Source organism: Streptomyces sp. NPDC000878, assembly GCF_053599695.1.
The window spans coordinates 25,408-44,810 of the sequence record NZ_JBSFMT010000055.1 but is presented as its reverse complement, the minus strand read 5'-3'; the positions used below and the strand labels follow the sequence as shown (position 1 = coordinate 44,810).

The window sequence follows — 19,403 nt, the reverse complement described above, 5'->3', positions numbered from 1 at the left end:
GCACGACCAGCCCCCACGCACCCGCACCCAAAACTCAACCCTTAAGCCGAGCCATCCAAGCCTCAACCTCATCAGAACGCCGAGGCAGCCCATCCGACAGATTCCGATTCCCGGACTCCGTCACCAGGATGTCGTCCTCGATCCGCACCCCAATACCCCGATACTCCACAGGCACAGTCAGATCATCAGCCTGGAAATACAACCCAGGCTCAACGGTCAACACCATCCCCGGCTCCAACGTCCCATCCACATACGACTCAACCCGCGCCGCCGCACAGTCGTGAACGTCCATCCCGAGCATGTGCCCAGTCCCGTGCAGCGTCCACCGACGCTGCAACCCCAACTCCAGCACCCGCTCCACAGGCCCCTCGACAAGCCCCCACTCCACGATCCGCGCGGCCAGCACCCGCTGCGCCGCATCGTGGAAGTCCCGGTACTTGCCCCCCGGCTGCACCGCCGCGATCCCGGCCTCCTGCGCGTCGTACACCGCGTCGTAGATCTTCTTCTGGATCTCGGTGTACGTGCCGTTGATCGGCAGCGTCCGCGTGATGTCGGCCGTGTAGTACGTGTGCGTCTCGACGCCCGCGTCCAGCAGCAGCAGTTCACCGGAGCGCACGGCCCCGTCGTTGCGCACCCAGTGCAGCGTGCAGGCGTGCGGCCCGGCCGCGCAGATGGAGCCGTAGCCGACGTCGTTGCCCTCGACCCGCGCGCGCAGGAAGAAGGTGCCCTCGATGTACCGCTCGCTGGTGGCCTCGGCCTTGTCCAGGACGCGAACCACGTCCTCGAACCCACGCACCGTCGAGTCGACGGCCTTCTGCAGCTCACCGATCTCGAACTCGTCCTTGACCAGCCGCGCCTCGGACAGGAAGACCCGCAGCTCCTCGTCGCGCTCGGCGGTGACCTTGTCGGTCAGCGCGGCCTCGACACCCGCGTCGAACCCACGTGCGACCCGCACCGGACCGGTCGCCTCACGCAAGGCGTCCGCCAGCTCGCGCACGTCCGAGGCCGGAATGCCGTACACCTGTTCGGCCTCGGTGAGTGAGTGCCTGCGGCCGACCCACAGCTCGCCCTGTCCCGAGAGCCAGAACTCGCCGTTCTCGCGGTCGGAGCGCGGCAGCAGATAGATCGTCGCCTTGTGACCGCCGGCGGCGACCGGCTCCAGGACGAGGACACCGTCCTCGGTCTGGTTGCCGGTGAGGTACGCGTACTCGACCGAGGCCCGGAAGGGGTACTCCGTGTCGTTCGAACGCGTCTTCAAATTGCCCGCGGGGATCACCAGACGCTCGCCCGGGAAACGCGCCGAGAGCGCGGCGCGGCGGGCGGAGGTCTCCGCGGCCTGCGCGATGGGCGCGAGGCCCGTCAGCTCGGTGTCCGCCCAGCCGGACTTCATGCTCTCGGCCAGCTCGTCGGAGACGCCCGGGTACAGGCCGTTCTTCCGCTGCTTGATGGGCTCCTCAGACTCAGTTTCCGGGCCCGCTGCGGCAGCAGCACCATCGGATACAGCCGGAACGAGTTCGTCGGCCACGGTCATCCTCCTAGATACGGCACTGGACCCCGTCCATCGTACGGTCGTACGGGACAGGGCCCAGAGGCGCGAAAGGTGACCGGACGCGGGCCCGGCCGCTCACTCGAACCGCGCCGCCAGCAGTACGACGTCCTCCTGACCGTCCGACGCGTCCATCTCGTCCGGCAGCATGCTCCGCAGGACGTGGTCGGCGACCGCGCCCGGATCGTCCCGCAGCCCCTTGGGCACGCTCGCCGCCGCCGCGTGCAGTCGCGAGAAGGCCCGGTCCACGGGCTCGCCGGTACGGTGCAGCAGCCCGTCGGTGTAGAGCAGAACCGTCTCTCCGGGCTCCGTCAGGAACTCCACGCTGGGTGCCTCCCAGCAGGCGAGCATCCCGAGCGGCGCCGACACGGTGGTCTCCACGAACTCCGTGCGCCGCTCGCCGATCACCAGCGGCGGACAGTGCCCGGCACCGGCCAGCGTGACCTTGCGCAGCGCGGGCTCGCAGTACGCGAACAGGGCGGTGGCGCAGCGGGCGGGCTCGGTGAGCCGCAGCAGCAGCTCCAGGTCGGAGAGGACGGCCACCGGGTCCTCGCCCTCCATCACGGCGTACGCGCGCAGGGAGGCCCGCAGCCGGCCCATCGCGGCGATCGCGCTGGGCCCCGAGCCGGTCACCGCGCCCACGGCCAGGCCGAGGGCCGCGTCCGGGAGCGGCAGCGCGTCGTACCAGTCGCCGCCGCCGCGCGGGCCGGTGCGGTGCCGGGCGGCGAGCTGGACGCCGGCCACCCGGGGCAGCCGGGCGGGCAGCAGCTCCTCGGAGATCGTCGTCACGCACGCGCGCGTGCGCTCCACCTCGACCAGTCGCGCCAGGTGCTCGGTCGCGTACCGCGCGTACAGGCCGACGAGATGGCGCTGGCGTTCGACCGGCTCCGCGGGTTCGTTGTACAGCCAGACGGCGGCGCCGAGGCGGCCCGCGGACTCGGTGGACAGGGGGAGCGCGTAGCTCGCCGCGTAGCCGAGGCGGGCGGCGACCTCGCGGTGGCGGGGGTCAAGACCGTCCTCGGCGAGGAGGTCGGGGTGTGTGATTTCGCTCTCGCCGCCGGGCAGCCCGGCGGCCGTGTCGAGCAGCTGTCCGTACGGCATCGCGCCGCGCGGGATCGTCTCGATGTGCCCGAGGTCGGCGCGGGCAAGTCCCAGGCCGATGGTGGTGTCGGGGCCGAGTCCGTCACCGGGTTCCAGGACGACGAGGCCGCGCCGGGCGCCCACGAGGGCGGCTCCGGCGCGCAGCAGTTCCTGGAGCGCGTCGGCGAGCGCTGCCGTGCGCGCCAGCCGTTCGGTGAGTTCATGCAGCGTTGTGAGGTCCGACACCCACCCGGCGAGGCGGTCCTGAAGGAGGATTCCGGGGCCGTTCGGGCAGGTCAGCGCGGGTGTGTCCGCAGGGGTGTCCGGGACTACGGGCGCGGGCGCGACAGTGTGTGCGGGTGAGGGAACCGTTGAATCGATTCCAGCCACTTTCGGGAGGTGAGGGGCGTTCATGGCGTCCGGCCTTCCGACCGGCGCGTATTGCTCAATAGCATCGCAAACCCCCATGTGATTCTGCGCCGCTAGCAGTGTCTCCACATGTACACGCACTCGTGAGGGGATGTCCAGCATTGTCCTGCCGGGATTCCTGGTGTCCATGGGTTTCCCGGGGTCCCCTTGCGAAAAAGCAAAGTTGGCTTAAAACTGACTCGGGTAGCGGGTTATTGCGGTCGACTGGCCTGGTTCGACGGAGCGTCACAGCGGTCTTGGTGGGTACGTACTCGGAGAAGGCCAGGGGTGGTTGTGGAACCGCCCGGAACCTGGCGACGGACCCGGGCGTCTTAACCACCGACGGCCGTGCCCCATCCTCCCTTGGCGGAGGCGGAGAGAAATACGCGGGACGGCAAAACGCCAGACTCCGCCACCCCGCGCCATGCCCATGCTTTTGATGAACGCAGTATGGACGCGGACGTAGCCAACGCTCGGCGCTCGGCGCACAAGGGGGCTGCCCCTTGCCTCTCACAGGGGCGTGATGCGCCAAAAGGTACGCACAGTCAAGTGATCGACACATGGTGTGATGTGGCCCACGGTGTTGCCAGGCGTGCAACGGAAAGGAACGAGCGCTCATGCGCGAGATCCTCGGAAGGCTCGGAAGGCGACGCAGGCTCCTGTCCCGGCGTAACGGCGGCGGGAAGCCTGAAGTGCTCGGCGCGGCTCTGACGTTCGCGGCCGAATGGCAGTGGCCCGTACTCCCGGGCGTGGCACCGGACCCACAGGGGCGCGCCCGCTGCGGCTGCCCCGATCCGGAGTGCACGGTCCCCGGCGCTCACCCGTTCGACCCCGGCCTGCTCGCGGCCACCACCGACGAGCGCATGGTGCGCTGGTGGTGGACGAACCGCCCGACGGCGCCCATCATCCTCGCCACCGGCGGCGTCGCCCCGTGCGCGGTCAGCCTGCCGGCCCCGGCCGCGGCCCGCGCCCTCCACGCCCTGGACCGCATGGGCATGCGCCTGGGCCCGGTCGTCGCGGCGCCCACCCGCTGGTCGCTGCTCGTGAAGCCGTACACGATGGAACAGCTGGGCGAACTGCTGTACGCGAAGGACTTCGTGCCCGGCTCCCTCCGTTTCCACAGCGAGGGCGGCTACATCGCGCTGCCCCCGTCCGAGACCGGCCTGGGCCAGGTCCGCTGGGAGCGCGCACCGCTGCCCGGCTCGGCCTCGCCCTGGGTACCCGATGTCGAGGCCGTGGTGGACGCCGTGGTCGAGGCTCTCACTCGTACGGGTGTGAGCGCGCCCGAGTTGTAGGGGTGTCGGGCGCGCGGGCAACCGGGCGCCCGGTCCCTGTCGTTATCTTCAGCTTCATGAACCTCCGTCTGCTCGCGCTCTCGGGCGTCGTGGCGCTCACGGTCGCGCTTCCGCTGGCCGTGGCCTCCGCGGGGCCCGTGGGCGACGCGGACCGCGACGCCCTTCTCTCCCTGATGCCCGAGGCCGGTCCCGAGGGGGCCGTCGAGAAGGGCCCTCAGGACGACCCCGGGGACGGCAAGGCGCAGGACGCCGCCGATCCCGCCGACTCCCCGCTGCTGCTCGGCCTCGGGCTCGCCACCGCCGCCCGCTGCGGTCCCGAACTCACCACGCCCGACGGCATCGAGGCGCAGACCTGTGTCCTGTCCCAGGGGGAGGAGACCTGGGCGCGCACCTACTACCGCAACGCGACCGGCCATGAACTGACGTCCGTACTGAGCCTCATGGGGCCCGGCGCCCGCACCGTGCAACTGCGGTGCGCGGTCGGCGCGGAGGACGAGCCGGGAGTGTGCGAGACGCCCAGGGAGCGCACGACGGGCGAGCCGGAGGCGTACACGGCGGTCGCGGAGTTCGCGGCTGCGGAGGATACGGCGGACGATGCGGCGAAGGCCGGACAGGCTCCGCTGCTGCTGCGATCGGGGAGCAACTCCGGGGCGCCCGACGGGAGTTGACGTCCGGCGCGGTTCCGTACAGAACGCGGTGCGCAACTCCGGGCACAGAAAGACCCGGTTGCTGGCGACGGGGGATGCACCAGCAACCGGGCTACTGCAACGCTAACAAGAGATCGGCTGTTCGCAAATTCGATCTCGGCTATTCGGACACCGATTCCGCTGTTCTCACCGGGAGTTGTGACAGGAGTCACCCGGGCCGGAGTCTGTGGATCCGACTGTGCGTCAGCTGAGCGTCACCTGTCGGTTGGTCAGGCCGCCGCGCGCGCGGCGCTCTTCCGGGGTGAGCGGGGCGTCCGAGGCCAGCGCGGTGGCGAGGCGGTCGGCGAACTCGGCGGCCGGCTTCTCGATGTCGTCCGCGGTGACGCCGGTCGGCAGGTCCCAGACCGGGACGGTGAGGCCGTGCGCGCGGAAGGAGCCCACGAGGCGGGTGCCCTCGCCCAGGCTGGACTGCCCGGCCGCGTGCAGCCGCGCGAGGGCGTCGAGCAGCTGCTCCTCGCCGTGCGGCATCACCCAGCGCAGGTGGTTCTTGTCGGGGGTCTCGCACCAGTACGCGGCGTCGACGCCCGTCAGCTTCACGGTCGGGATCGCGGCGTCGTTGGCCCGCTCCAGGGAGGCGGTGACGTCCGCCGTCGCGTTCTGCGCGTCCGGCACCCAGAACTCGAAGCCCGTGTGCACAACTGGCTCGAACGCGCCTTCGGGGTCGAGCAGATCCTGCAGTCGCGGACCGTCCGCCGGGGCGCGGCGGCCCTGGACGGGCGTACCGGGCGCGGCGGTGAGCGCGCGCTGGAGGGTGTCGGCGAGGTCGCGGCTGATGTCGCCGGACGACGTGTCGTTCTGCAGGCCGAGCAGGACCGAGCCGTCGTCGCGGCGCAGGGCGGGCCACGCCATCGGCAGGACCGTGGCGAGCGTGACCGAGGGAACGCCCTCGGGCAGGCCGGACGTGAGGGTCAGCTCCACCGTGGCGGCGGGGACCAGCTCGCGCAGGGCCACCCAGTCGCCCTCGCCGGGCAGGCCCTCGAAGGGCCGGTGCACCAGTTCGGTCACCGCGTGCGCGGCGGCCCGGCCGTGACAGGCCTTGTAGCGCCGGCCGCTGTTGCAGGGGCAGGGCTCGCGGGCGCCGACAACCGGGATCTCCTGGTCGGACAGCTGGGGCCGCGAGGCCTTCGTCTGGGGTCGCTTCTTGGCCATCGTGGGTGTCTCCCGGTTACGGCTCGTCTCGTACTGGCGCGAGCCTAGCCGCTCGTACGACGGCCGACGGGACCCTGTGGACAACGGCCGTCACCGGATCTGCCAGGTTCTGTCAGCGGATCCGCCAGGTTGTGCAAGGGGATCCGCCAGACTCTGTCAGCCAGTTCATCAGTCCATGTCGTCGAACGCGTCCGCGAAGTCCAGGTCGGGTATCGCGGACATCGAGCGGGCCGTGACGCGGGTGGCGAAGTCGGTACGCCGATGGCCCGCGTCCGGGTCGTGGACGTCGTCGTTGACGACGACCCACACCGTGACCTCGCCCCGGGTGTCGTCCCGGACACCCCAGTCGTTGGCCAGCGCCGTGATGATGTTCAGCCCGCGACCGCCGTGCGCCGTGACCGACGGGGTCGCCGGAACCGGGCGGGTCGGGCCGCCGCCGTCCGTCACCTCGACGACGAGCCTGCCGCCGGAATCCACGCGCCACGCGGCCCGGACGTCGCCGTCCCCGGCCAGGGCCTCGCCCAGTGGCCGACCGTGTTTGCACGCATTGCTCAAGAGTTCGGACAGGATCAACACAGCGTCGTCGATGACCGATTCCGCCACACCGCCCGTACGCAACTGATCACGCATCCGGTGTCTTGCTTTCCCCACGCCCGCAGGGCCATGGGGAACGGCCATGCTCGACGACGTGGGCACCTCCTGTGCCACCACCAACGCCACCCCCGAGACCTCCTTTGCCCCACGCCACGGTGTGAATGCCCCTTTGGCCTGTACCGGAAACCGCCCCTTCCGCCTTCGATGACGCACTCGTAATGATCGAATACGGATCGAACGCGCCGGTGCACTCCCTGTAACCGAGTGGCCGGATTTCGACGGTATGGCCGAGGTTGGAGGTTTCCTCAGTCGGGCCCACAGGTCAAGACCTCTGGCAGGAAACGGGGTCGGAGTCGGGTAAGAGCCGGCTCGCGGCCGACGGGTCTCACGGTTCCGGGAGCGTGGCTGGTCAGCGGCCCAGTTGCCGCAGGACCGCGCCCGGGCGGTTGGTGATGATGGCGTCGATGCCGAGGTCGACGCAGAGGCCGACGTCCTCGGGCTCGTTCACGGTCCAGACGTGCACCTGGTGACCGGCGCGTTTCAGCCGTTCCACATGCGCCGGGTGACTTCGAACGATCCGGATCGAGGGGCCCGCGATCCGGACGCCGACCGGCAGCCGTCCGTCGCGCAGCCGGGGCGAGAGGAACTGGTTCAGATAGACCGTCGGCAGCGTCGGCGAGGCGGCCCGGACGCGGTGCAGCGAGCGCGCCGAGAAACTCATGACCCGTACCTGTGAATCGGCCGGGGACTCAGGGCTGTCCAGACCGAACCGTTTGAGCAGGAACAGCAGCCGCTCCTCGACCTGGCCCGCCCAGCGCGTGGGGTGCTTGGTCTCGATGGCCAGCTCCACCCGCCGCCCGGCGTCGGCGACGAGTGAGAGCAGCCGCTCCAGGGTGAGTACGGAGGTGTCCTCGCGGTCCTCCGGGCGGTGCTCCCAGTCGGGCGCCTCGTCGCGGTTCTTCCAGGAACCGAAGTCCAGGGCGGCGAGGTCGGCCAGCTCCAGGGCGGAGACCGCGCCGCGTCCATTGGACGTACGGTTGACGCGACGGTCGTGGACACAGACGAGATGGCCGTCGGCGGTCAGCCGTACATCGCACTCCAGGGCGTCGGCGCCGGCCTCGATCGCCTTCTTGTAGGCGGCCAGTGTGTGCTCGGGCGCCTCTTCGGAGGCTCCGCGGTGGGCGACGACCTGGATCGGGTGCTGTCGTGCGTGGGTCACCGCGTCATGGTGTCACCGTAGGAGGGCGGCTGTGACGTCATGGTCGCCCAGTGCGCGTAACAGATGCCCATGTTTGTGTGACTTGTCAGATATAAAGGGTGCTCCCGGACCCACAGGCACCGCTTATGGTGCCCTGACGGCCTGTGGGAAAAGCTGACGGCATACAAAAGGACACGCACAGCTGAATCACGTACCGACCGCGTACCCGTGTGAAACGGGCACCCGCACGTATGGATCGGGTGGATCGAGTGGATCGGGCGTGACCGAGTGCGACCGAGAAGGACAGCCGTGGATCGAGGAGAAAGAGCTGTGAGCACCGAGAACGAGGGCACTGCGGTACCCCCGGCCCCGTCCGCACCTCCCGTGCCGGTGGAATCTCCTGCTGCCTCCCCGCAGGCCACCGCGCCCGAGGCCCCGACAACCCAGCTCCCGCCGGTGCCCCCGGGCGCCCCGGAGCCGGAACCGGCGCACCCGGACCAGGCACCGGCGTACGCGTCGGCGGGAGCGCCCGACGCACCCCAGGGCGCCGGTCTGGGCCCCGAGGCAGCCGCCTGGCCGCCTCCCCCGCCGCCGACGGTGCCGTCGTACATGGACGGCGGAAGCGGCAGTGGTGGCGGCGCCACGGGCGCGGGTGCGCCCTGGGGCGCCACGTACGACCAGCAGCCGCCGAAGCCCAAGTCCGGGCGCGGCGGGCTGATCGCCGCGGTGCTGGTGGCCGCACTGGTCGCGGGCGGCGCGGGCGGCGGCATCGGCTACACGCTGGCCAAGGACAACGACGACTCCACCACGTCGACGACGGTCTCCGCCGCGCAGCAGACCGGCGGCGACCTCAAGCGTGACGCGGGCACGGTCGCGGGCGTGGCCGCCAAGGCGCTGCCGAGCACGGTCACCATCGAGGCCGAGAGCTCCAGCGGCGAGGGCGGCACCGGCACGGGCTTCGTCTTCGACACCCAGGGCCACATCGTCACCAACAACCACGTCGTCGCGGACGCGGTCGACGGCGGCAAGGTGACGGCGACCTTCCCCGACGGCAAGAAGTACGACGCCGAGGTGGTCGGCCACGCCCAGGGCTACGACGTGGCGGTCATCAAGCTCAAGAACGCCCCCTCCGACCTCCAGCCGCTCACCCTCGGCGACTCCGACAAGGTGGCCGTCGGCGACTCGACGATCGCGATCGGCGCCCCCTTCGGCCTCTCCAACACGGTGACCACGGGCATCATCAGCGCCAAGAACCGCCCGGTGGCCTCCAGCGACGGCAGCGCCAGCAGCAAGGCCTCGTACATGAGCGCCCTGCAGACGGACGCGTCGATCAACCCGGGCAACTCCGGCGGCCCGCTCCTGGACGCGGCGGGCAACGTCATCGGCATCAACTCGGCGATCCAGTCCTCCAGCAGCGGCGGCCTGAGCACCGGCCAGTCCGGCTCGATCGGCCTGGGCTTCGCCATCCCGATCAACCAGGCCAAGTACGTCGCCCAGCAGCTGATCAAGACCGGCAAGCCGGTCTACGCGAAGATCGGCGCCTCGGTCGCCCTGACCGAGGGCACGGGCGGCGCGCAGATCAGCCAGAAGACCGCGGACACCACCGACCCGGTGGAGTCGGGCGGCCCGGCGGCTGCGGCGGGCCTGAAGCCCGGCGACGTCATCACCAAGCTCGACGACCACGTGATCGACAGCGGCCCGACCCTGATCGGCGAGATCTGGACCCACAAGCCCGGCGACAAGGTCCAGATCACCTACGAACGAGACGGCAAGTCAAAGACGGTCGAACTGACCCTGGGCTCCCGCGAGGGCGACAGCTGACCACCACGCGCGCGTGGTGACCCGTTACTCTTGTCCCGCGCCGAGCTGATCAGGTCCGGCGCGGGGAAGCGTGCCCGAGCGGCCTAAGGGAATGGTCTTGAAAACCATCGTGGCAGCGATGTCACCGTGAGTTCGAATCTCACCGCTTCCGCAGTGGCAGAAGCCTTGCAGGATAGGCAGGACAGAAGGGGTGTCTCCCGGTCGGGAGACACCCCTTCTGTGTGAGCCGTGGATGGTTCAGGTCATGTCGAGGCCGAACTTGCAGGCCAAGGTCTGGTGGTAGGTCCGTCCGTCCTGGGTGTAGTCGGCCGTGCAGCCCGAGAGGGGCTTGGTGATTCTTCCCGTGACCCGGAGTCGTACCACCGCGTACTTGTCGCTGAGCGCACCCGGCTTGATGGTGTAGGCGTGTCCGGAGTAGTTCGGGTACTTGTCGAGGTCGATGTCCCCGGCGGTGGGATGTGCCGTCTCCTGGTAGCCGAGCCGGTAGCCGGGGGTGTCGTTCACCGAGTAGACGGCGTAGCCGAGGACCTTGACGCCCGCCGGGATGTTCAGCAGTTCGAATCCGGTGACGGACACGGGCTGCTTGGACGTGTTCCTCGTGAGGGGGAAGGCCATGCGGTAGGCATCGCCGACCTTCACGTCCGAGAAGCCGAGGGAGCCGCTGGTGCCCGGCCCCTCCGCCTGCAGCGCCGTGCCGACGGTGTTGTCGTCGCCCGATGCGCCCGCGCACGCCGTCGCGAGGGCCAACAGGGGCAGGAGGGGCAGCAGGGCCGTCACTGCGAGGGGCCGGGTGCGGCGGTCAGTACGAATAGATGACACCGGGGTTCCCTGAGATCTTGCCCTTCGCGCCCCAGATGTCATGTTCCGAGCCACCCGATCCCGCGCTGATCTTCTGATAGTGCGACGCGCCGTACTCCGTGTCGAGGCTGACCGTCACGCCGAACACCTTGGCGGCGACGCCGTAGGTGATCGAGGTTCCGGAGGTGATGGTCGCGTACTGCTTCTTGCCGAGGACCGCGCGATAGGACGGGTTCGAATTCCGGTAGGCGGTCAGTCCGTCCTTGGAACTGACATCGGCACCGTACCTCGCCACATCGCCACCGGACGGGATGTCGTACTTCACTGGAATTATGGAGTACGAATGCTTGGTCTTCTTTCCGACGCAGGTGACCCGGCGGTCGACGTCCTGGTATTCGATGGGAACCTGAAAGCGCTTGGCCCAGCGGGGCCCCTGATTCGTGAATCCGACCGCATGGCCGGTGCTGTTCTTGCGGGAGATCTTTCCGGTGATCGACCAGTGTTCCCCGTCGACACTGGTCGCGATGCCCCAGGTGCTGGACAGCGTGTTGTTGTACTCGAAGGCGGCGGTGGTGTCGTAGTAGGCGTGACCCTCGCCGATGGTGGTGTAGTAGTCGTGCTGTTTGACGACGTGCTTGCTGACGATGCAGGCTCCGCCGAGATCCGGTGTCACCGCGCTGTAGTCGACGCCGTCGACCTTGTCCGGGGAGAAGTCGGTGGTGGATGCCCCGTCCACCGACTGCCAGTGGTTCGCCGGTGTGTCGGACGCGCTGTCCGCGCTGTCGGCCAGGGTCGAGTCCGCGGGCGTCACCAGCGCCTCGTCGACGTCGGGGTGGATCGCCACGGTGTCCGCTGTCTCGGCGCGGGCTGCGGCCGACCCTTCCGTCGTCGCCGAGCCGGTGGCCACTCCGGCGTCCACGTAGTCGGTGCCGGTCAGCAGCGTGCCGTCCGGTGCCTGTCCGTTGAAGGACGCCTCCAGAGCGAGCACTCCTCCGTTCGCGTCCGCGTAGGCCTGCAGCTTGCTCGGCAGGGTCGAGGGCAGGGTGAACGACCAGCTGCCGTCCGATGCCGTGGTCGCCGTGCCCACCGTCGTCGGCGTGATGTCGCTGCCGTCCTCCGGTACCTCGTCCACCGGCGTCAGGGTCACGGTGGCGCCGGCCAGCGGTGATCCGTTGCCCAGGGTGAGCACGCCCTTGACCGTCGCGGCGCCCGACACGGGTGTCAGGGTGCTCGGGCTGGGCTCCGCCGTGATCGTCGGCCCGCTGGTGGGCGGCGCCGCCGAGTCGGTGGGCTTGACGTCGGTCGCCGTGGGCGTGGGCGTGGGGCTGGGACTGCTGGTGCTGCCGCAGCCCGACGAGTCGGCGGTGCTCTGCGTGCAGACGGCGTTGGCCGGTGACGACACTCCCAGGCCGATCACTGCCGATGCGGCGACGACGCCGAGCGCGGTGGCCAGCGTCTGACGTCTGACAGAAGTTCTGCCCGTGATTCCGCCCATGATTCTGCCCATGAAGGAATTCCCCGTTTTCCTGTTGATGAAAAGAAGCCGCGTGTGAAGTCGCGAGCGCAGTGGTGTGCGAAGTCGCGGGCAAGCGGCTGCGAATGGGCGCGGAACAGGAAATCGCCTTTGAATTGTCCCCCGGTGCCCGCTCGGCTGGTCTGTTCTGCCGGCAGGACTGAAAGCTAACGCGGCGGATCTTGAAGAGTCAACGAATGTCGGTCGGGGTTTGGGATCGCTTTACCCTGAGCTCAAATCCTGCTCAAGTCTTTACGAAATCGGCGTCCGTGCCTGTCATTGGCGGGCCGTCATCCGTGCGGCCGAAGCCACCGTCGCCCGAGCCTCCCGTTCCGTAAGCCCCGTCTGGACGGCCGCCTCCACCAGCGGGCCTATCAAGACATCCCCCAAGCCGTTCTCGTACGCCCGGCAAGCCGCCCAGAACAGGCGGGTGTTGCGTTGGCCCTCGTGGGCCGCGAGGACGAACTGGACCAGGCCCTGGCCGTGTTCGGGCGGGGCGGGGGATGTCGAGCGGTGGGTGCGGGGTGGCGGGAGGAGGAGGCGCAGGAGGGACGGGGGGCAGGGCGCCGGGGTCAGGTGGGATGTGCCGGGGGCCGTGCCGTAGACGCCGTGTTCGGTTTGGGAGCCGGGGCCCACCAGGTAGCCGCCGGCTCCTCGGATGTCGATGCCGGGGGCCAGTCTGCTCGCCGAGTTGGGGACCACGGCGTCCGGCGGGCCGGTCAGCCACAGGTGACGGCCACCGGACGGGGTCAGGACGACCACCGTCTCGGGGATCGTGAACAGGTGGCGCAGGGCCAGTTCGCGCAGGGCGGCCGAGGAGTCCGTGCCCGACTTGGTGTCCAGGTCGATGCCGATGAGGTGGTGCGGGGGCAGGCCGCAGGCGATGCCGTAGCCGGTGGCCCAGGGGGCGGCGGCGAAGAGTTCGCGGATACGGGACGGGTCGGTCGACGCGTCGTACACGCCGTGGCCCAGGGCTCCGCACTCGCCGTGGCAGGGGGCGGAGGGCGGGTCGTCGTGGTGGGGGGAGCGCAGGGCCGGGAGTTTGGTTCGGGACAGCGGGATGACGGCCAGGCCGCGTTCGGCGGCTGACAGGGCGTGGGCGAGGGCCAGCGTCGTGGCCTGCCGGTCTGTGGTGGCCATGCTCCCATGTTCGTACGTGTGTTCGAAAAAGGGAAGAGGGTGTCGGTCTGGAGGGGCCGGATTCGGCGAATGGCTGGAAATGTGCGGGAACGCTTCATCCCTTGTGCCCCTTGGGTGTCACCTGCTGCCGCTTGGCGTGAATAAGGATCAAGATGCTGACCTGCGACTTTGGTGATGTGGAGAGGGTTTATCGACTTGTCATCACGCTTCAGGGGGAATAAACGGTTCCGGGGTGGTTCGCCGGGGATTCGGTGGGCAATCCTGATCTCGCGACGCAGTGCACGGCGGCGATGCAGCACCGGGGCGGGTGGCCAACTGCCTTGGAAGTAGTGGTAGTTCGCGTAGTTCCCGCATCACACGTACTTCGTACGGTCCGGCACTGGAGCCGGGGCGTACATGTTCTGGAGGAACAGACATGGCAAGCATCCGTACCGCCCGCGTTCTCGCCGCCGTCTCGGCCCTGCCCCTCGCCGCCGCGCTCTTCAGCGGCGTCGCGACGGCGGACAACGGCGCCTTCGCGGACGACGGATCGAACTCGGCCGTCGCCGGCATCATCGGCAGCGGCGTGGGCGGCGACAACAACGGCAACTCGTCCACCTCGCAGCAGCAGGCGGTCGGCTCCGGCGCCTCGAACCAGAACAACACCGCGCAGGTGAACGGCTCCGGGTTCACGGCCATCGACCAGTCCAACGCCGTCGTCAACTTCACCAACCTCTGGTAGGCCCTCGGGCCGGCGGGGGTGTGGGTCCCCGGCGGTCCTGAACTCCCTTGTGGGGAGCGCTTCATGGGGTGGTAACATGTCTGTGCGGCGGCACGAACTTCGTGTCGCCGCGCAGACGTTTTCCATGCTGGGCACTGGGTCCCTTGACACCCTCCAGTATCTGACGGACAGTCAGAAACCGTGAGTCAGCCACTCGGTCAGCCACTCAGTCACCCGCCCGGCCGTCCCTCCGGCCATCAACTCGCCGAGCAGCTCGCCGCGTTCGAAGGGCGGCCCGCCGTCGTCGGCGGTGTCGGCAAGGATCCCGTCAACGAGCCGATGATCCGGCACTGGTGCGAGGCCCTGGGCGACAGCAGTCCGGCGTACACCGGGCCGGACGCCGTCGCGCCGGCCACCATGCTCCAGGTGTGGACCATGGGCGGCCTCTCCGGGCATGCGAGCCGCTCGGAGGCGTACGAGGAGCTGCTCGCCCTGCTCGACGGCGCGGGCTGCACCTCCGTCGTCGCCACCGACTGCGAGCAGGAGTATCTGCGGCCCCTGCGCCCGGGGGACCGGGTCACGTTCGATTCGGTCGTCGAGTCCGTCTCCGGGCCCAAGACGACCAAGCTCGGCACCGGGTACTTCGTCACGACCCGGATGGATGTACGAGTGGACGGTGAGCCGGTGGGCACCCATCGGTTCCGGATCCTCAAGTACGCCCCCAAGGCCCGTAAGGGGCCTGCCGAGGGGCCCGTAGAGGGGTTGAAACCCCCCGCCACCCGCCCCCGTCCCGTCGTCAACCGCGACAACGCCGGGTTCTGGGCCGGCGTCGACCGCCGCCAACTCCTCATCCAGCGGTGCGTGACGTGCCGTACTCTCCGTTTCCCCTGGCTCCCCGGCTGCAACTCCTGCGGCGGCGGTGACTGGGACACCGTCGAGGCGTGCGGCGACGGCACCGTCTTCTCGTACGTCGTCCTGCATCACCCGCCCTTCCCGGCCTTCGACCCGCCTTACGCGGTCGGGCTGATCGAGCTGGCGGAGGGCGTGCGGATCATCAGCAACGTGGTGGGCGTGCCGTACGACAAGGTGCGGATCGGGATGCCCGTGCGGCTGGAGTTCGTGCGGTACGAGGACGGGCAGCCGGAGCTTCCGGTGTTCCGGGGCGACCTTCCCGCGGAGGTGGAGGGATGAGGGCCGGGGACGCGCTGCCGCCGCTGGAGATCGAGATCACGCGCACGCTGATCGTCGCCGGGGCCATCGCGTCCCGCGACTTCCAGGACGTCCACCATGACGCCGAACTCGCGCGCGCCAAGGGCTCCCCGGACATCTTCATGAACATCCTCACCACGAACGGGCTGGTGGGGCGGTACATAACCGACTGCTTCGGGCCCGCGGCCGTTCTGCGCAAGGTCGCCATCCGCCTCGGCGCCCCCAACCACCCCGGCGACACCATGGTGTTGAGCGGCCGGATCGAGGAGGTCATCGAGGAGGCGGACGGTGACACGGCCGTCGTACGCGTGCTTGGCGCCAACGTGATCGGCCGGCACGTCTCCGGGACGGTGACCGTCCTCGTACCCCCCGCTGGAGGCACCCCGTGACCCTGCACGCGCGCGACGACCTCGGTGGACGTACGGCCATCGTCGGCATCGGGGCCACCGAGTTCTCCAAGGACTCGGGGCGCAGCGAGCTGCGGCTGGCCGTGGAGGCGGTGCGGGCCGCGCTCGACGACGCGGGGCTGACGCCCGCCGACGTGGACGGCATGGTCACGTTCACGATGGACACGAGCCCCGAGGTCACCGTCGCGCAGGCCGCCGGGATCGGGGAGCTGTCCTTCTTCTCCCGGGTCCACTACGGGGGCGGTGCCGCCTGTGCGACCGTGCAGCAGGCCGCGCTCGCCGTCGCGGCCGGGATTGCCGAGGTCGTCGTCTGTTACCGGGCCTTCAATGAGCGGTCCGGGCGGCGGTTCGGGTCGGGGGTGCAGCGGCGGGAGCCGTCGGCCGAGGGGGTGGCGCTCGGCTGGTCGCTGCCGTTCGGGCTGCTCACGCCCGCCTCCTGGGTGGCGATGGCGGCGCAGCGGTACCTGTACGCGTACGGGCTGTCGGCGGACGTGTTCGGGCAGGTCGCCGTGAGCGGCCGGAAGTACGCGGCGACCAATCCGGCCGCCTGGTTCCACGGCCGGCCCATCACCCTCGCCGACCACGCGGCCTCGCGCTGGATCGCCGAGCCGCTGCGGCTGCTGGACTGCTGCCAGGAGACGGACGGCGGCCAGGCCGTCGTCGTCACCTCCGCCGAACGGGCACGCGAACTGCGGCACCCGTCCGTCGTTGTGGCTGCGGCTGCCCAGGGCGCGGGGCGCGCCCAGGAACAGATGACCAGCTTCTACCGCGACGACCTCACCGGGCTCCCTGAGATGGGCGTGGTGGCGCGGCAGTTGTGGCGGACCGCCGGTGTGGGCCCTGCCGACATCGACGTCGGCATCATCTACGACCACTTCACTCCGTTCGTGCTGATGCAGCTGGAGGAGTTCGGCTTCTGCGCCCCCGGCGAGGCGGCCGACTTCGTCGCGGCCGAGGGGCTGCCCCTGAACACCCACGGGGGTCAACTGGGGGAGGCGTACCTGCACGGCATGAACGGCATCGCGGAGGCGGTACGCCAGCTGCGCGGAACCTCCGTGAACCAAGTACCGGGCGCGGAAAGAGCCCTGGTCACGGCGGGTACGGGGGTGCCGACCTCGGGGCTGGTCCTGGAGGCCGCCGGATGAGCGCGACCGTGGCGGGCGACTGTCCCGCCCGCGGCTGTCACTACTACCGGAGGAGCATGCTCCGTACTACTGCCGTACGACGCCTCAGGGTCGGACCCTCATAGCCCCGTACCCTGCCTCCACCTTCAGGAGGTGGAGACAGCCCCCCTCCTACAACCTGAGGCGGACGCGGCTTCGGGACCTGCGGCCGATCCGCCCGAGTAGGGGTCGAACCTAGCGTAGAGCCATGACCACACCCGTCTGCACCAGCGCTTCGAACGCGGCTACGCCGGCGACGCAGACCCTGTCGTTCGCCTCGTACACATCGTCGTACACCTCGTACCCGTCGTTCTCGTCGTACGTGAAAGCCCGCCGCCCGGTGCTGCTGCGCACCGCCCGGTCGCTCACCGCGAATCCGAGCGATGCGGAGGACCTCCTGCAGACCGCGCTCACCAAGACCTACGTCGCGTGGGAGCGGATCGAGGACCACCGTGCGCTCGACGGCTATGTCCGCCGTGCGCTCCTCAACACGCGGACGTCGCAGTGGCGCAAGCGCAAGGTCGACGAGTTCGTCTGCGACGAGCTGCCGGAGCCCGAGGGGACGCCGGTCGGCGATCCGGCGGAGCACCAGGTGCTGCACGACGCGATGTGGCGCGCGATCATGAAGCTGCCTGCGCGGCAGCGGGCGATGGTGGTGCTGCGGTACTACGAGGATCTGAGCGAGGTCCAGACGGCCGAGGTGCTCGGGGTGTCGGTGGGCACGGTCAAGTCGGCCGTCTCGCGGGCGCTGGGCAAGCTGCGCGAGGACCCCGAGCTGGTGCTCGCCCGGTAACTCGCGTTTGTTGGTTCCCTCACGGGAACCTCTGGTGACCCCCGATAGTTCCCCAGGCAGTTCTCCAGGCACGACGTGATCTGATCGATCACTCTTCCCTAGTGACGTACCGCTCGGTATGTGCGCAGAATCAGCACAACCTTTACCACCGAGTAGGCAATGAAGCCCCGGGAGGACGCCGTGCTGAGCACCATGCAGGACGTACCGCTGCTGATCTCAAGGATCCTGACCCATGGGTCGACGATCCACGGCGAGTCACAGGTCATCACCTGGACGGGCGAGCCCGAGCCGCAGCGCCGCTCCTACGCCGAGATCGGGGCCCGGTCGGCACAGCTCGCACACGCTCTCCGTGACGATCTCGGAGTCACCGGCGACGAGCGCGTGGCCACCCTGATGTGGAACAACGCCGAGCACGTCGAGGCCTACTTCGCGATCCCCTCCATGGGCGCGGTCCTGCACACCCTCAACCTGCGGCTGCCCCCCGAGCAGTTGGCCTGGATCGTCAACCACGCCGCCGACAAGGTGGTCATCGCCAACGGCTCGCTGCTGCCGCTGCTGGCCCCGCTGCTCCCGCACCTCAAGACGGTCGAGCACGTCGTGGTCTCCGGCCCCGGCGACCGGTCCGCCCTCGCCGGGTCGCACGCCCAGGTGCACGAGTACGAGGACCTCGTCGCCGGGAAGCCGACCGCCTACGACTGGCCCGAGCTGGACGAACGTACGGCCGCCGCCATGTGTTACACCTCCGGCACGACGGGCGACCCCAAGGGCGTGGTCTACAGCCACCGCTCCATCTATCTGCACTCCATGCAGGTCAACATGGCCCAGTCCATGGGTCTGACCGACCAGGACACATCCCTTGCTGTGGTCCCTCAATTTCATGTGAACGCCTGGGGCCTGCCCCACGCGACCTTGATGACCGGCGTCAACATGCTGATGCCGGACCGGTTCCTGCAGCCCGCCCCGCTCGCCGAGATGATCGAGAAGGTACGGCCGACGCACGCCGCCGCCGTCCCCACCATCTGGCAGGGCCTGCTCGCGGAGCTGACCGCGAACCCCCGGGACGTCTCGTCCCTCACCCAGGTCACCATCGGCGGCTCCGCCTGCCCGCCCGCCCTCATGGAGGCCTTCGACAAGCTGGGCATGCGCGTCTGCCACGCCTGGGGCATGACGGAGACCTCCCCGCTCGGCACGATCGCCCGGCCGCCGGCCCATGCGGTGGGCACGGACGCGGAGTTCGCCTACCGCCTCACGCAGGGACGTTTCCCGGCGGCCGTCGAGGCCCGGCTGAGCGGCCCCGGCGGTGAACGGCTCCCCTGGGACGGCGAGTCCGCCGGCGAGCTGGAGGTGCGCGGCCCGTGGATCGCGGGCTCGTACTACAACGGCCCCGACGGCGAAACCCTGCGCCCCGCCGACAAGTTCAGCGAGGACGGCTGGCTCAAGACGGGCGACGTGGGCACCATCAGCCCCGACGGCTTCCTGACCCTCACCGACCGCGCCAAGGACGTCATCAAGTCCGGCGGCGAGTGGATCTCGTCCGTCGACCTGGAGAACGCCCTGATGGCCCACCCGGACGTCATGGAGGCGGCCGTCGTGGCCGTCCCCGACGACAAGTGGGGCGAACGCCCGCTGGCCACGGTGGTCCTGTCGGAGGGCTCCACCGCCGACTTCGAGTCCCTGCGCGCCTTCCTCGCCGGCGAGGGCAAGATCGCCAAGTGGCAGCTCCCGGAGCGCTGGACGATCATCGAGTCGGTTCCGAAGACGAGCGTCGGCAAGTTCGACAAGAAGGTGCTGCGTAAGCAGTACGCGCAGGGCGAGTTGGACGTCACCAAGCTCTGAGGGCCGGGGTGCGCTCATGGGTTGGGGCAATGTTTCACGTGAAACA

Annotated in this window: 18 protein-coding genes and 1 tRNA gene; 11 read left to right on the top strand and 8 right to left on the bottom strand. The window is 69.6% G+C overall.

The window, feature by feature from the left end; translation table 11 throughout:
- Positions 1-34: 34 nt before the first annotated feature.
- Together ACWDR4_RS35295 and ACWDR4_RS35290 are read right to left on the bottom strand one after the other, a co-directional pair.
- Positions 35-1,531 (bottom strand): aminopeptidase P family protein, encoded by a 1,497-nt coding sequence (locus tag ACWDR4_RS35295; protein ID WP_450414493.1) that lies wholly within the window; start codon positions 1,529-1,531, stop codon positions 35-37.
- Between the two features lie 93 nt (positions 1,532-1,624).
- The gene (locus ACWDR4_RS35290; RefSeq protein WP_450414536.1) at positions 1,625-3,157 is read right to left on the bottom strand and encodes a PP2C family protein-serine/threonine phosphatase; all 1,533 of its coding nucleotides are present in this window, start codon (positions 3,155-3,157) and stop codon (positions 1,625-1,627) included.
- A 494-nt stretch (positions 3,158-3,651) separates the two neighbouring features.
- Here ACWDR4_RS35290 and ACWDR4_RS35285 point away from each other — a divergent pair, with 494 nt between their 5' ends.
- Together ACWDR4_RS35285 and ACWDR4_RS35280 are read left to right on the top strand one after the other, a co-directional pair.
- Positions 3,652-4,329 (top strand): bifunctional DNA primase/polymerase, encoded by a 678-nt coding sequence (locus ACWDR4_RS35285; RefSeq protein ID WP_450414492.1) that lies wholly within the window; start codon positions 3,652-3,654, stop codon positions 4,327-4,329.
- 56 nt (positions 4,330-4,385) lie between these two features.
- Positions 4,386-4,997 (top strand): hypothetical protein, encoded by a 612-nt coding sequence (locus ACWDR4_RS35280; RefSeq protein WP_450414490.1) that lies wholly within the window; start codon positions 4,386-4,388, stop codon positions 4,995-4,997.
- Positions 4,998-5,219: 222 nt separating this feature from the next.
- On the opposite strand, the gene ACWDR4_RS35275 is transcribed toward ACWDR4_RS35280, so the two are convergent.
- The 3 genes from ACWDR4_RS35275 to ACWDR4_RS35265 form a co-directional block, all read right to left on the bottom strand.
- Positions 5,220-6,185, bottom strand: coding sequence for a DUF5926 family protein (locus tag ACWDR4_RS35275; RefSeq protein WP_450414488.1), 966 nt, complete (start codon positions 6,183-6,185; stop codon positions 5,220-5,222).
- A gap of 168 nt (positions 6,186-6,353) precedes the next feature.
- Positions 6,354-6,992, bottom strand: a complete 639-nt coding sequence (locus ACWDR4_RS35270) for an ATP-binding protein (protein WP_450414486.1) — start codon at positions 6,990-6,992, stop codon at positions 6,354-6,356.
- A gap of 196 nt (positions 6,993-7,188) precedes the next feature.
- Entirely contained in the window at positions 7,189-7,998 is an 810-nt protein-coding gene (locus ACWDR4_RS35265) for a glycerophosphodiester phosphodiesterase (RefSeq protein ID WP_450414485.1), read from the bottom strand.
- Between the two features lie 309 nt (positions 7,999-8,307).
- On the opposite strand from ACWDR4_RS35265, the gene ACWDR4_RS35260 reads away from it, so the two are divergent.
- Together ACWDR4_RS35260 and ACWDR4_RS35255 are read left to right on the top strand one after the other, a co-directional pair.
- Positions 8,308-9,798 (top strand): S1C family serine protease, encoded by a 1,491-nt coding sequence (locus ACWDR4_RS35260; protein ID WP_450414484.1) that lies wholly within the window; start codon positions 8,308-8,310, stop codon positions 9,796-9,798.
- A gap of 64 nt (positions 9,799-9,862) precedes the next feature.
- Positions 9,863-9,949 (top strand) — tRNA-Ser (locus ACWDR4_RS35255).
- A gap of 86 nt (positions 9,950-10,035) precedes the next feature.
- Here ACWDR4_RS35255 and ACWDR4_RS35250 read toward each other — a convergent pair.
- Together ACWDR4_RS35250 and ACWDR4_RS35245 are read right to left on the bottom strand one after the other, a co-directional pair.
- On the bottom strand, positions 10,036-10,617 hold the full coding sequence (locus tag ACWDR4_RS35250; RefSeq protein WP_450414482.1) for a hypothetical protein: 582 nt from the start codon (positions 10,615-10,617) through the stop codon (positions 10,036-10,038).
- Positions 10,598-11,812 carry a hypothetical protein gene (locus ACWDR4_RS35245; RefSeq protein WP_450414481.1) on the bottom strand — a complete coding sequence of 405 codons (1,215 nt, stop codon included), beginning with the start codon at positions 11,810-11,812 and terminating at the stop codon, positions 10,598-10,600. Before ACWDR4_RS35245 ends, ACWDR4_RS35250 begins: the two co-directional genes overlap by 20 nt.
- On the opposite strand from ACWDR4_RS35245, the gene ACWDR4_RS35240 reads away from it, so the two are divergent.
- Complete coding sequence (locus tag ACWDR4_RS35240) at positions 11,790-12,056, top strand: hypothetical protein (protein ID WP_450414479.1); 267 nt, start codon at positions 11,790-11,792, stop codon at positions 12,054-12,056. The genes ACWDR4_RS35245 and ACWDR4_RS35240 overlap by 23 nt on opposite strands.
- A 329-nt stretch (positions 12,057-12,385) precedes the next feature.
- Here ACWDR4_RS35240 and ACWDR4_RS35235 read toward each other — a convergent pair whose 3' ends face one another.
- On the bottom strand, positions 12,386-13,249 hold the full coding sequence (locus tag ACWDR4_RS35235) for a bifunctional DNA primase/polymerase (protein ID WP_450414477.1): 864 nt from the start codon (positions 13,247-13,249) through the stop codon (positions 12,386-12,388).
- A 415-nt stretch (positions 13,250-13,664) separates the two neighbouring features.
- Here ACWDR4_RS35235 and ACWDR4_RS35230 point away from each other — a divergent pair, with 415 nt between their 5' ends.
- The 6 genes from ACWDR4_RS35230 (at position 13,665) to ACWDR4_RS35205 (ending at position 19,357) form a co-directional block, all read left to right on the top strand.
- Positions 13,665-13,970 carry a hypothetical protein gene (locus tag ACWDR4_RS35230; protein WP_450414475.1) on the top strand — a complete coding sequence of 102 codons (306 nt, stop codon included), beginning with the start codon at positions 13,665-13,667 and terminating at the stop codon, positions 13,968-13,970.
- A 180-nt stretch (positions 13,971-14,150) separates the two neighbouring features.
- A complete protein-coding gene (locus ACWDR4_RS35225) occupies positions 14,151-15,140 on the top strand; it encodes a bifunctional MaoC family dehydratase N-terminal/OB-fold nucleic acid binding domain-containing protein (RefSeq protein ID WP_450414474.1) in 990 nt (329 codons plus the stop codon).
- On the top strand, positions 15,137-15,547 hold the full coding sequence (locus tag ACWDR4_RS35220) for a MaoC family dehydratase (protein ID WP_450414472.1): 411 nt from the start codon (positions 15,137-15,139) through the stop codon (positions 15,545-15,547). Before ACWDR4_RS35225 ends, ACWDR4_RS35220 begins: the two co-directional genes overlap by 4 nt.
- Positions 15,544-16,710, top strand: a complete 1,167-nt coding sequence (locus ACWDR4_RS35215) for a lipid-transfer protein (protein WP_450414471.1) — start codon at positions 15,544-15,546, stop codon at positions 16,708-16,710. The genes ACWDR4_RS35220 and ACWDR4_RS35215 overlap by 4 nt, the downstream gene beginning before the upstream one ends.
- 226 nt (positions 16,711-16,936) lie before the next feature.
- Positions 16,937-17,521, top strand: coding sequence for a SigE family RNA polymerase sigma factor (locus ACWDR4_RS35210; RefSeq protein WP_450414470.1), 585 nt, complete (start codon positions 16,937-16,939; stop codon positions 17,519-17,521).
- Positions 17,522-17,680: 159 nt separating this feature from the next.
- Positions 17,681-19,357 carry a long-chain fatty acid--CoA ligase gene (locus ACWDR4_RS35205; RefSeq protein WP_450414468.1) on the top strand — a complete coding sequence of 559 codons (1,677 nt, stop codon included), beginning with the start codon at positions 17,681-17,683 and terminating at the stop codon, positions 19,355-19,357.
- Positions 19,358-19,403: the final 46 nt, after the last annotated feature.